The 12,753-nt window shown below is 70.6% G+C and carries 7 protein-coding genes and 1 tRNA gene; 1 reads left to right on the top strand and 7 read right to left on the bottom strand.

Going from position 1 to position 12,753, the window contains the following annotated elements; genetic code table 11:
- Positions 1-59 precede the first annotated feature (59 nt).
- Complete coding sequence (gene folK / locus PSESU_RS05260; RefSeq protein ID WP_013534730.1) at positions 60-563, bottom strand: 2-amino-4-hydroxy-6-hydroxymethyldihydropteridine diphosphokinase; 504 nt, start codon at positions 561-563, stop codon at positions 60-62.
- Entirely contained in the window at positions 560-1,924 is a 1,365-nt protein-coding gene (gene pcnB, locus PSESU_RS05255; RefSeq protein WP_049782416.1) for a polynucleotide adenylyltransferase PcnB, read from the bottom strand. Before pcnB ends, folK begins: the two co-directional genes overlap by 4 nt.
- A gap of 73 nt (positions 1,925-1,997) precedes the next feature.
- Between pcnB and PSESU_RS05250 the strand changes: the two genes are divergently transcribed.
- Positions 1,998-2,072, top strand: a tRNA-Glu gene (locus tag PSESU_RS05250).
- 151 nt (positions 2,073-2,223) lie between these two features.
- Here the strand turns inward: PSESU_RS05250 and PSESU_RS05245 are convergent.
- The 5 genes from PSESU_RS05245 to PSESU_RS05225 all read right to left on the bottom strand — a co-directional run bounded on the left by PSESU_RS05245 (position 2,224) and on the right by PSESU_RS05225 (position 12,708).
- Entirely contained in the window at positions 2,224-3,666 is a 1,443-nt protein-coding gene (locus tag PSESU_RS05245) for a sugar porter family MFS transporter (RefSeq protein ID WP_013534728.1), read from the bottom strand.
- A 73-nt stretch (positions 3,667-3,739) separates the two neighbouring features.
- Positions 3,740-6,157, bottom strand: coding sequence for a glycoside hydrolase family 95 protein (locus tag PSESU_RS05240; protein WP_013534727.1), 2,418 nt, complete (start codon positions 6,155-6,157; stop codon positions 3,740-3,742).
- Between the two features lie 72 nt (positions 6,158-6,229).
- Positions 6,230-9,097 carry a TIM-barrel domain-containing protein gene (locus PSESU_RS05235; protein WP_013534726.1) on the bottom strand — a complete coding sequence of 956 codons (2,868 nt, stop codon included), beginning with the start codon at positions 9,095-9,097 and terminating at the stop codon, positions 6,230-6,232.
- Positions 9,098-9,146: 49 nt separating this feature from the next.
- Positions 9,147-10,847: a DUF5597 domain-containing protein gene (locus PSESU_RS05230; protein WP_013534725.1), complete on the bottom strand. Its 1,701-nt coding sequence runs from the start codon at positions 10,845-10,847 to the stop codon at positions 9,147-9,149.
- Between the two features lie 22 nt (positions 10,848-10,869).
- Positions 10,870-12,708: a sialate O-acetylesterase gene (locus PSESU_RS05225; RefSeq protein ID WP_428992111.1), complete on the bottom strand. Its 1,839-nt coding sequence runs from the start codon at positions 12,706-12,708 to the stop codon at positions 10,870-10,872.
- Positions 12,709-12,753 lie beyond the last annotated feature (45 nt).

The raw sequence follows: 12,753 nt of genomic DNA, 5'->3' as shown, positions 1-12,753 counted from the left end.
CGCAAAACCCCGCCCTGCCCCGGCCGGGGATGGCCACGCTGCATCCCGCTGGCGGGGTTTCAGGCCGGTTCCAGGACCTCGACGCCGGTTGCATCGACCAGGCGCAGGGCTTCGCCGACCGTGCCATGGCCCGGGAGCGGCGCGTCGGCGGCGATCTCCGCCAGCGGCACCAGCACGAAGGCGCGCTGGCGCAGGTACGGATGGGGCACCTGCAGGCCCGGCAGGTCCAGCTCCTGGTCACCGTAGAGCAGCAGGTCCAGGTCGAGCATGCGCGGACCCCAGCGGGTGTCCCCGCCGCCGCGTACGCGGCCGGCGCGGCGCTCGATCTCCAGCAGTCCGGCCAGCAGCTCCGCCGCCGGCAGGGTGGTTTCCAGCACCGCCGCGGCATTGATGAAGTCGGGCTGGTCGGTGCGGCCCCAGGCGGGAGTGCGGTACAGCCGCGAGGTCGCCAGCAGGCGGCAGCCGGGCAGCGCGGCCAGGGCCGGGAAGGCCGCGCGCACGGTGGCGGCGGCCTCGCCCAGGTTCGCGCCCAGGCCTATGCAGGCGCGGACCGGGGCGCTCATTCGGACGCAGTGGCCCCGCGACGACGGCGGCGACGGCGACGGCGCGGCGCCCCGTCCAGGTCGGCGTCCTCACCGCTGGCGGCCGAAGCATCGAGGCTGGCGGCAAGGGCATCGCCCGAGCTCTGCTGGGCCTCGCGCCAGAATTCCACGTCGGCGGCATGGCTGTCGGAGGCAGCCAGGCGCAGGGCCAGGAAGTCGTAGGCGGCGCGGAAGCGCGGGTGCGCCAGCAGCCGGAACACGCGCTTGCGCTGGCGGGTGGAGAAGCGCGACTGCAGCAGCCAGATCTCCTGCATCGGCAGGGAGAAGCGCTTGGGCAGGGCAATGGTCTGCACCTGGTGCAGGGTCACCCGGTCGGCGGCGCGGCGCTGGGCCTCCTCCACCGGCATCCCCTGCGCCTGCAGCCCGGCCAGGGCGCGGCAGTAGGCCGGCCACAGCAGCAGGGCGAACAGGAAGGCCGGCGAGACCGGCTCGTCCGCGGCCACGCGGGCGTCGGTGCCGGCCAGGCCCTTGAGGACCATGCGCCGCAGCGCGCCGCTGCGGTTGGAACGCAGCGCGGCGGCGGTCTCGGGCATCAGCGCGCCCAGCAGGCCGTGGCGCTCCAGGCCCTCGAAGCTGGCCACCGCGTGCCCGGACAGGAACAGCTTGAGCATTTCCTCGAACAGGCGCGCCGGCGCGGCCTCGGCCAGCAGCCCGGCCAGGCGCGGGATCGGCTCGGCGGTGGGCGGGTCGATGCTGAAGCCCAGCTTGGCCGCCAGGCGCACCGCACGCAGCATGCGCACCGGGTCCTCGCGGTAGCGGGTCTCTGGATCGCCGATCAGGCGCATCTTGCGCGCCAGCACGTCCTCGTAGCCGCCGGTGTAGTCGCGCACCGAGAAATCCTCGATCGCGTAGTACAGGGCGTTGCAGGTGAAGTCGCGGCGGACCGCGTCGTCCTCGATCGTGCCGTAGACATTGTCGCGGACCAGGCGGCCGTCCTCGACCTCGCGGTCGCCGCTGCCGTCGTCGACGTTGGCGCGGAAGGTGGCGACCTCGATGATCTCGCGGCCGTAGACCACGTGGGCCAGGCGGAAGCGGCGGCCGATCAGGCGGCAGTTGCGGAACAGCTGCTTGACCTGCTCCGGCGTGGCGTCGGTGGCCACGTCGAAATCCTTGGGGTGCATCCCCAGCAGCAGGTCGCGGACCGCGCCGCCGACCAGGTAGGCGCCAAAGCCGGCCTCGCGCAGCCGGTAGAGCACGCGCAATGCGTTGGGACTGATGTCCTTTCGCGAGATCGGGTGCTGGTCGCGCGGGACGCTGCGCAGGACAGGTTGCGGGAGGGCTTGCGGATCGATGGGAGTGATTCCGTGGGCTTGGAAAAATATTTCGCCGGGGCCATTGCCGTCCGGCTGGCGGGTGAATATACTAGCGCGCCTTCGCTGGGAACACCCGCACAACGCTCCCTTCGTCTAGTGGTTAGGACGTGGCCCTCTCAAGGCTAAAACAGGGGTTCGAGTCCCCTAGGGAGCGCCATCCCGGTGCAGCGAAGCAGACGAGAAACCCCGCCCCGGCGGGGTTTTTTGTTGCCTGCGTCCAGGCGCACGTGAAGAGCCCCGCGATGCGGGGCTCTCCGTTGCAGTTATGGACGCGCCCGGACGCGTGGCCGCATCCGGGCACGTGGCGCTCATCCTTCCATCTGCTCCAGCTCGCGCCCGCGGGTTTCGCGGACGAAGCGCAGCACGAAGAACACCGACAGCACCGCCGCCGCCGCGTACAGGCCGTAGGCCGCCGCCAGGCCGATGCCGGCCAGCAGCATCGGGAAGGTCCAGGTGATGACGAAGTTCGCCACCCACTGCGCCAGGCCCGCCACCGCCAGGCCCGAGCCGCGGATCTGGTTGGGGAACATCTCGCCCAGCATCACCCACATCACCGGGCCCCACGAGGCGTTGAAGAACACCACGTAGGCGTTGGCCGCCACCAGCGCCACCAGGCCCATCTGCCCCGGCAGCTGCAGCTTGCCGGCCGCGTCCAGGGTGCCGGTGGAGAACGCCCAGGCCACGATGCCCAGGGTCACCGCCATGCCCGCCGAGCCGACCCACAGCAGCGGCTTGCGACCGACCTTGTCCACCAGCACGATCGTCACCAGGCAGGCACCGATGCTCAGCGCGCCGGACAGCACGTTGATCAGCAGCGCGTCGTTCTCCGAGAAGCCCACCGCCTGCCACAGCACCGCGCCGTAGTAGAACACCACGTTGATGCCGACCAGCTGCTGGAACGTGGCCAGGCCAATGCCCACCCACACGATCGGCCGCACCTTGCCGGTGGCCTTGCTGATCAGGTCCGACAGGCGCGGACGGTGGTGGTCGGTCGCCAGCGAGGCGTCGATCTCCGCCAGCTTGCGCGCCCCGCCCTGCTCGCCGTACAGCCGCGCCAGCACCTTGCCTGCCTTCTCCTTCAGGCCGCGGGCCACCAGGTAGCGCGGGCTCTCGGGAATGAAGAACAGCGCCACCAGGAACAGGAACGCCGGCACGAGCTCTGCCCAGAACATCCAGCGCCAGGCCTCGTGCTCCATCCACAGCACCGCGGTGGAGGCACCGGCATGGCCGGCCAGCCACCAGTTGCTCAGGAACGAGAAGAACAGGCCGGAGATGATCGCGATCTGCTGCACCGTGGCCAGCCGGCCGCGGTAGTGCGCCGGGGCCACCTCGGCGATGTAGGCCGGCGACATCACGCTGGCCGCGCCGACGGCAAAGCCGCCGATCACGCGGTAGACCACGAATTCGGCCGAGGAGGTGGCGATGCCCGAACCCCACGCCGAAACGATGAAGAACACCGCCGCCCACAGCAGCATGGTGCGCCGGCCGTAGCGGTCGGCCAGGGTGCCGGCGAACCAGGCGCCGACCGCGCAGCCCAGCAGCATCGAGGCGACGTTGAAGCCGGTCACCGCCGCGTCGGACTTGAACGCCGCGGTCAGGCCGTCGACCGTGCCGTTGATCACGCCGCTGTCGTAGCCGAACAGGAAGCCACCGATGGTGGCCACCAGGCTGATCAGGATGATGAAACGCGTGTTCTCGCCGCCGGCTTCGATGTTCGTCGTGCCGGTCGTGGTGTTGCCAATGCCCGCCATCCGGGGTCCCTCCAGTGTGTGCTTCGGCGCCGGTGTATCCGGCGTGTTGTATGTATCTGTCGTACCCGCAACCTCAGGCCAGGCGCACGAGCCGCCCGCCCCTCTCCCCCACTTCCACCGCTTCGTCCGGCCCCAGCGCGAGCTCCAGTGCCTGGTCGCGGTATTCGAGCCGGAAGCGGCCGCCACGCCAGGCATGCAGCCTGGCCTGGCGCAGCCGGCCGGCGTCCCACTCCAGCGCGACCTCGGCGGCACCGCGGACGCGCAGGCCGGACACTCTACCGCGTGGCCACGCCTGCGGGAGCGCCGGCAGCAGGAATACCGTGCCGCCCCAGCTCTGCAGCAGCATCTCGGTGATGCCGGCGGTGCCGCCGAAGTTGCCGTCGATCTGGAACGGCGGGTGTGCATCGAACAGGTTGGGATAGGTGCGCTCCGGACTCAGCAGCATCCCCAGCACCTTGTAGGCGTGTCCGGCGTCGCGCAGCCGCGCCCACAGGTTGAGGCGCCAGCCGATGCCCCAGCCGGTGGCCTCGTCGCCGCGGATCTCCAGCGAACGCCGCGCCGCGGCGGCCAGCTCCGGGGTATCGCGCATGTTGATCTGGCTCGACGGATGCAGCGCATACAGGTGGGAGACGTGGCGGTGGTCCATCTCCGGCGCGTCCATGTCCCAGTCCTGCTGCCATTCCTGTAGCTGCCCCGCCCTGCCGATGCGGTGCGGCGGCAGGCGCTCGCGCAGCCGCGCCAGGCGCGCCGCCAGGTCGGCATCCACGCCCAGCAGGCCGGCGATCTCGATGCACTGGCCGAACAGGTCGCGCAGGATCTGCGCGTCCATCGACGGGCCGGCGCACAGCGCGGCGCCGTGCGGGTGCTCGTTCTCCGGCGATATCGAGGGCGCGGTGACCATCGCCCCGGTCGTCGGGTCTTCCACCAGGGTGGCGGCGAAGAACTCGGCCGCGCCGCGGAACAGCGGCCAGACCTTCTCCAGATAGCCGGGCTCGCGTCCGTAGTCCCAGCGGTCCCACAGGTGCTGCAGCAGCCAGGCGCCGCCCAGCGGCCACAGGCCCCACTTGGCGCCATCGATCGGCGCCGCCTGGCGCCACAGGTCGGTGTTGTGGTGCACGACCCAGCCCGGCGCGCCATACATGCGCCGCGCCACGTCGGCGCCGGTCTGCGCCAGTTCGGCGACCATGCGCTCCAGCGGCTCGACGCACTCGGGCAGCGCATTGGCCTCGGCCGGCCAGTAGTTCATCTCGGTGTTGATGTTGATCGTGTACTTGCTCTCCCATGGGGGCGCGAGCAGGTCGTTCCAGATCCCCTGCAGGTTGGCCGGCTGGGTGCCGGGGCGCGAACTGCAGACGAGCAGGTAGCGTCCGAACTGGTGGTACAGCGCGGCCAGCTCGGGATCGTGGCCCTCGGCGAAGCGGGCCACGCGCTCGTCAATAGGCAGCGCGGCGACCTCCTCCGCGCTGCGCCCGAGATCGATGGCGACCCGCCGGAACAGGCGCTGGTGCGCGGCCTCATGCGCCGCCAGCAGTGCGTCCCACGACCTGCGCGCGGCCGCCTCCAGCTGCGTGCGCGTGGTCGCCTCCGGGTCGCCGCCGATATCGTCGTAGCGACGGAAGCTGGTGGCGGCGGTCAGCAGCAGCACCACCTCGTCCGCGCCTTCGACCTCGATGCGGTCGCCGCGGCGGCGCAGCGTGCCACCGCGCACCTGCACCCCCAGCCGGGCGGCAAAGCGCAGCCCGCCCTCGATGCCGAAGGCGTCGCCGTTGCGCCCACGCAGCAGCAGGCCGGCGTCGCCGTCGGGCACGACCTCGGCCTGGGCATGGTCGCTGTCCAGCCCGATCCGCACCCGCACCCGGCCCGGCTGGCTGGTGCGCAGGCGCACGGCCAGGCACTGGTCCTCCGCCGAGACGAAGGCCTCGCGGGTGTGCTCCAGCTTCCAGCCGGAACCGAAGCTGGTCGTGGCCACGGCGCGATCCAGGTCCAGTTCGCGCCGGTAGTCGTCGAGGTCGGAAACCTCGACGAAATCCAGGCACAGGTCGCCCAGCGGCTGGTAGGGCATCTGCTTGCGCGGGGCGCCCATCATGGTGGCGTCGGCCAGGGCTTCGGCTTCCGCATGGCGCCCGGCGAACAGCAGGCGCCGCACCTCCGGCAATGCCTCCAGCGCGCCGTCCGGCACCGGGTCGTAGGGCCGGCCCGCGTAGAGCGTGTCCTCGTTGAGCTGCAGCCGCTCCGAGCGCCCACCGCCCCAGACCATCGCGCCGAGGCGGCCGTTGCCCAGCGGCAGGGCCTCGACCCAGCGCGTGGCCGGGCGTGGATACCACAGCCGCAGTGGGCGCCCAGGTGCCGCCGTCGCTGGATCGCCGGCCACACGCGTCGTCGCCTGGTTGGCGGGAGCAGTGGCTGGCGTGGCCGCAAGCGTGGAGGGCGCGGCGCTGGCCGCAAGTGCGGCCGCGGTGGCCTTGATCAGTTCACGACGGGTCAGGCTCATGCGGCGGCGTACTCCGTGTCGTTGCCCTCGGCATCCTGCCGCGCGCCGGACCGGCCGGCGCGCGACATGCGGTCACCCGCGCGGACGGCGCACGGTGACGGCCTCGCCGGTGTAGCGCACGCTTGCGTCGGCTTGCGGCTCCAGCGCGCCTGCATCTTCGCGCGGGCCGTCGATCCAGCGGACGCGGATCTCGCGCTGGTCACGCATGCCGGGATATCCGCCCTCGCGGGCGCCGATCACCAGCTCGCCCCTGGCCTCGTTCCAGGACAGCGGGATGCGCGCGAATTCGCCGCGCTCGTAGCCGTAGTTGCGGCCGTCGTCCTCGTACAGCGGGAAGCTGCCGTCGGCGCCGGTGTAGACCTCGATGGTCAGCGGCGCATCCGGCTTCTCGTCCACGTACTGCTGGACCACGGTGCGCGGCACGATCGAGCCGGCACGCACGAACAGCGGGCTGCGCTCCAGTGGTGCGGCGGCGGTGATCTCCTGCCCGCCGGCGTGGCGCTGGCCGGTATGGAAGTCGATCCAGCTGGTGCCGGCCGGCAGGTAGACCTGCCGCTCGCGCGCCTGGTAGCTGGTCACGGGCGCGACCAGGAAGGCCGGGCCGAACAGGTACTGGTCGGCGATGTCGCGCACCTTCGGGTCCTGCGGGAAGTCCATCGCCAGCGCGCGCAGGATGGTGCCGTCGTGGTGCCAGGTGTCGCCGGCCAGGGTGTAGACGTAGGGCAGCAGGGTGTAACGCAGCTTCAGGTAATGCACGAAGCTGTCGTAGTGCGGCGTGCCCTCCGGCGCGATCTCCCAGATCTCGCGGTAAGGGAACTGGCCGTGCAGGCGGAATACGGGCACGAAGGCGCCGTACTGGAACCAGCGCAGGTTCTGCTCGCGCCATTCGTCCAGGTGGGCCGGATCCTTCTGCTCGTAGCGGCGCTCGGGCGAGAAGCCGCCGATGTCCATCGACACGTTCGGCGCACCGGCCATCGAGGCGTTGACCAGGCCGGAGATCTGCTCGCGCAGGTCGTCCCAGCGCGGGACGATGTCTCCGCTCCAGAACGCCGACGCGGCGCGCTGCTGCCCGGCGAAGAACGCACGCGAGAGGATGAACACGCGCTTGTCCGGATCGACCTGGCGCGAACCGCGGTACACGCCCTCCGAGTGCGGCAGCGGATAGGCGTTGAAGTACTCGACCGAGGAACCCAGCGCGTTTGGCATGGTGCGCGCCTTGCGCTCGCCGACGTCGATGTTGCTGTGCAGGTCCGGCTCGGACGCGTCCAGCCACCAGGCGTCGATGCCCCTGCTGTTGAGCTTGGTATTGACCTGGCGCCAGAAGATGTCCTGGGCCTGCTTCGCGAACGGGTCGTAGAAGGAGTTGAGGTAGCCCTTGCCGATCCAGTCCAGCTCGCCGACCTCGACGTTGCGCTTGTACATGAAACCGGCAGCGTCGAGCTCCTTGTAATGCTCGGTGGTCGGGTAGAACTTCGGCCAGACCGAGATCATGATCTGCGCGTTCTGCCCGTGCACGTGCCTGATCATGCCGTCCGGATCCGGGAAGTTGGCCGGATCGAAGTCGTGCGAGCCCCAGGCGTCCTCCGGCCAGTACGACCAGTCGAGCACGATGGCGTCGATCGGCAGGCCGCGGCGGCGGTATTCGTCCAGCGCACCGGTCAGCTCGGCCTGGGTCCTGTAGCGCTCGCGGCTTTGCCAGAAGCCATAGGACCACTTGGGCAGGATCACCGACTTGCCGGTCAGCCAGCGGTAGCCGGCGATCAGGTCGTCGGCATTGCCGCCGGCGACCACGTAGTAGTCGATCATCTGCCCGGCCTCGGACCAGATCGACAGGTCGCCGGCCTGGTCGCCCGGCAGCGGATCACGATGCTGCAGGGCGATATAGGCCGGATCGATCGTGTCCCACTCGACCCTCACCTGGTAGCGGCGGCCCGGTTCCAGCTCCAGCGCGAACTCGTGGTGCCACGGGTTCCAGTTCTGGCGCCAGCGGTCGATCACCAGCTCGCCGTCGACGTACACCTTGGCGTACTCGCTGTTGTACAGCGAGAAGGTGTGGCGGCCGCCCGTCTTCGCCTCGATCGCGCCTTCCCAGGTGACCAGGGTGCGGCCACCGGGCGCCTTGTTCTTGGCCTGCTCGGGGAAGGCGACCAGGTCCTTGATGTACTGGTAGTTGATCTCGGCCTCGCGGCGCTGGACCTTGCGCTTGCCGTCGATCGAATAGGTCGCGGTGAAACCGCCGGGCTTGCCCTTGGCGTCGTACACCACCAGCGACTCCTGCAGCGGGCGCAGGCCCCTGGGATCGCCGTAGCGGGTGATGGAGTTGTTGTCCCAGAGGATGCCGTAGTTGCGGGTGGAGATGAGGTACGGGATGGCGTTGTCGATGTTGTGCTGGAGCAGCTCGACGTCGCGGCCCTTGAGGTTCATCCAGCCCTGCTGGTGCAGGCCGGTGCCGTACAGGCCCTCGCCTTCCACCGCGTCGAAGCGCTGGCGCACGCTGTAGTAATCACGGCCGTCGAACGTCGCCGGCTGGAACTCGCGGGCGCCGGGGCGCTCGGCCAGCAGCGGCTTGCCCTCGCCGTCGAAGAAACTGACGCTGCCATCGGCCAGGGCGACCTCGGCGGCGATGCCTGACGCCTTGACCCGCACCTTCTCCGGACCCTGCTCGACCTCGAACGCCGGCGCCGGCGCGGGCGGCTCGGTGCGCATCAGGCTGGGGCTGCGCTGGAAGTCGCCGTCCACGTCGGCGCTCACGCGCACGATGCGGTCGGACACCAGCTGCAGGCGCACGTCCGCCGCCTGCGGGTCGGCCGGACGCACGATCACCCCGTCGGCCTGGCGCTCGACGCTCTGCGCCAGCGCCTGCAACGGAACCAGCGACGCCACCACCGACATGGCCAGCAGGGTGCGCCTGGCGTGCCTGGGCCTGTTGTTCTGCTTCATCTCCACTCCTCTCCCATGCGGCGCCCGGAAGCGGCACCGTCGTCTGCAATCAGTAGGTCGCCAGCTTTACCCGCAACAGCTGGGTCGCGTCGGAAAAATTGAGCCCGTAGTCGGTCTGGTCGCCGTTCCAGCGACGGCGGAACTGCCATTGCCCGTCCACGTAGGTGCCCTCGTCCACGTATTCGTAGATCTGCCGATCGGCCACGGCCGGGTCGGCCGCCACCAGGTTGATCCGCGCATACGCCCCGGTCACCAGGAATTCGTCCGGCCCCAGCTGCACCACCAGCGCGCGGCCGACCGGCTCGGGGTTGCCCGGCGGCGTGCCCTGGAACCAGAACTGCGGCACGCCATAGGTCACCACCGCATTCCAGCGGTCGTCGATGCGCAGGGTCTGCACCGGCGTGCCGGGCTGCTCGGCCGTGCCGTGCACGCGCCCTTCGAAACTGGCCTGGGCGATCACGCCGGCAGCCGGGGCCACCAGCCGGTAGTTGAGTGCGAAAGGCTCCAGCGCCTGGGCATCCACCACCTTCGCGCCCAGCGGGTAGTTGGAATACTTCGAATAGTCGATGCCAAACGGCGCCCAGCCGATCGCCTGCCGGCCCAGCGCAGAGAAGAAGTAGCGCGCGTACTCGCCGCGGTTGCCGGTCTCGGCCACGAACAGCGGGTTGTCCGGACGCGAGTAACGCTCCAGCACCGTGGTGTAGTGCGTGTACTCGGGCATGTAGATGTCCGGCGCCAGCAGGTCGATGTTCGGGGCGGCGGCCTTGTACACGTCCAGCACGTTGTCGGTCGGCCCGCCGCTGGCGTACTGGCCCGGCTGGCCAGGGTTGAACGGGCCGCGCAGCGCGGCGTTGACCAGCATCGGCAGCGGGTACTCGGCCTTGCCTGCCGCGGCCACCTGGTCGATGAAGCGGGCGATGTGCCAGGCGTGGAAGATCTCGTCGGCATCGGCGCCAAACACCTCGCGCCAGGTGCCTGGTTGCAGGCCGCGCGTGTCCAGCAGCGCCTGCGGCACCGGCCCGTCGAACGCCTGCTGCGCCAGCGGCGAGAAATCGCGCACGCTGCCATAGGTGCCTGGTTCGTTCTGCGGCTGCACCATGATCACGGTGCGCTGCGGGTCGTTGGCCTTCAGGTGCCGCATCAGCTGCACGAAGGCCTTCCGGTCCGCTTCAAGCGTCGCCTCGCCATGTGGCGAGAGCGAGTTGAGCACGCGCCCGTCCTCGGTGACCACGCGCGGGAAACGCCCGTTGTCCAGCTTCACCCAGGAGGGCGCGTAGTGCGGCGCGTTGTTCTTCCACGTGGCGAACCACAGCAGGATCAAGCGCACGTCGCGCTCGCGTGCCTGGGCGAGCAGGGTATCGACGAAGGAGAAGTCGAACTTCCCCTCTTCCGGCTCCACCTGCTCCCAGGCCACCGGCACCATCACCGTGTTCGGGCGGACCCTCTCGATCGCCGGCCATACGTCCGCCAGCGCCTGCGGCCAGTTGCTGGAATTGTTGACCTGTGCGCCCAGGATCAGGAACGGCTTGCCATCCACCAGCAGGGCGTGGCGGCCATCGCGGGTGACCACCTGCGGGATCGGTGCCTCGGTGGGTGCAGCAGTGCGGTCACCGCGGCCGGCCTGCGAGCCAGTGCCCCCGGTGCCATCCGCCAGCGGTGCCCCGGCACCCCCGCCGCAGGCGCCCAGCAGCAAGGCCAGCAGCGCCCCCAGTCCCATCCGCGCGGTGCGCGGCAAAGCCGTTCCGGTCATCAGTCCCTTCCCTTCCGTCGAATCACCACTGGCCCGTGCGGAACGGCGAGGCGGGCAGGCCATCGCGGCCCACCAGGTTCGCGTCCCCGGGGTCATCGCTCCAGCCGTAGCGTGCGCCCACCGGGCGATCCACGCCGGCGGCCTGCAGCACCACGGTGTCACCCTCGATCCGCGCCCGGGCCGGATGGAAACGGCCATCGGCACCGGCCAGCTCGAAGCCGGCCAGCGCGCCGCCGCCACGTGCGGCAAGCGCGCCGTCGGCGTGGTCGAAGTGCAGTACCAGCTCGCGGCCGCGCACCTCGGCCTCGCGGAACACCGGGCCGGTCCAGGCGATGTGCTGCTGGCCGTAGACCCTGGCCAGTGCGATCCGCGCCAGGCGCTGGCCGACGACGTGCTTGTCGCGTGGATGGATGTCGTTGCTGTCGCCGGCATCGGTGATCACCGCCTGGCCGGTGGCGGGTAATGCCAGCGTCGCCGACTGCGACTCGCGCAGCGTGGCCCAGGGGCTCTCGAGCACCCGGCCCTGCGCATCAAGCTGGTCGCCACCGGAATGGAACGGGGCCAGCTGCACCCACAGGAACGGCAGCGCAGGCGTGCGGAAGCCCGCGCGCCAGCCCTCGACCAGGCTGCGGAACTGGTCGCGGTAGCGGTAGGCGCCCTCGGGGCTGGCATTGGTCTCGCCCTGGTACCAGATCACGCCGGCCAGCGCGTATGGCTGCAGCGGATGCAGCATCGCGTTGTACAGCAGGGTGTCGTCCTGGTTCTTGTCGTCCAGCATCGCCACGCTGGCCTGCGCGGTGCGGAACAGCCACGGGCCGCCCAGCGCGCGCGCCACGCCACCCTGCGGGCGCACGAAGATTTCTTCCGGCGAACCCATGATGCCGCCGCCGCCACCATCGTCCTGGACCCGCACCGCGATGGTGTTGGTGCCGGCGCGCAGCACGCCTGCCGGGACCTCGTAGACGCGCGGCTTGTTGTAGGCGTTGACCGTGCTGCCCACCTGCTTGCCGTTGACCCAGGTGGTGTCGGTGTCGTCGATCTGGCCCACGCCCAGGGTGATCCCGGCGGCGGCCTCGGCGGCGCTGAGCTCGAACGTGGTGCGGTACCAGGCCACGCCGTTCATGCCTTCGTAGCCCTGCGATTCCCACGCGGCGGGGACCTTGATCGGCTGCCAGCCACTGGTGTCGAGTTCGGCCCCGGCGAACGCGTCCGACGCCGGGTCGACCGGTGCCCAGGCAGCCACCCGCTGGTAGACCGCCTGTTCGATCTTCTCCTCGGCGGCGCGACGCTCACGCATCTTCGCTTCCAGAGCAGCCGCATCCAAGCCCAGCATGCCGGCGCTCATCCACGCCTCGATCGAGCTGCCGCCCCAGGTGCTGTCGATGATGCCGACGGGCACCTGCAGGGTGCGGCGCAGCTCCTGCGCGAAAGCATAGCCGGCGGCGGAGAACGCGCCCACCGTCTCCGGACTGGCGGCCTGCCACTGCCCGCCTTCCAGCTGCGTGCGCGGTGCCTCGGCCCAGGACCGCGGCACCTTGAAGTGGCGCAGCTGCGGATCGCCGGCGGCGGCGATGTCCTCGGCCGCGTGCAGGGTCTGCGCCACCGGCCATTCCATGTTCGACTGGCCCGAAGCCAGCCATACCTCGCCCACCAGCACGTCGGCGATCCGCTGGCGCTGGCCGCAGCCCTCGACCGCCAGCACGTAGGGGCCGCCGGCGACCTGCGGCGGCAGCGTCACCGCCCAGCGTCCGGCAGGGTCGGCAGTGCCCGACGCATGCTCTCCGTCCAGCGTCACCCGAACCTGGCAACCCGGCCGGGCCTGGCCCCAGACCGGCAGGGGCGCATCGCGTTGCAGGACCATGCCGTCAGCAAAAACCAGCGGCAGCTCCAGGGATGCGGCAGCTGC

This window comes from Pseudoxanthomonas suwonensis 11-1, assembly GCF_000185965.1.
Taxonomy (GTDB): Bacteria; Pseudomonadota; Gammaproteobacteria; order Xanthomonadales; family Xanthomonadaceae; genus Pseudoxanthomonas; species Pseudoxanthomonas suwonensis_A.
This window is presented reverse-complemented; position numbering and strand designations above follow the sequence as displayed.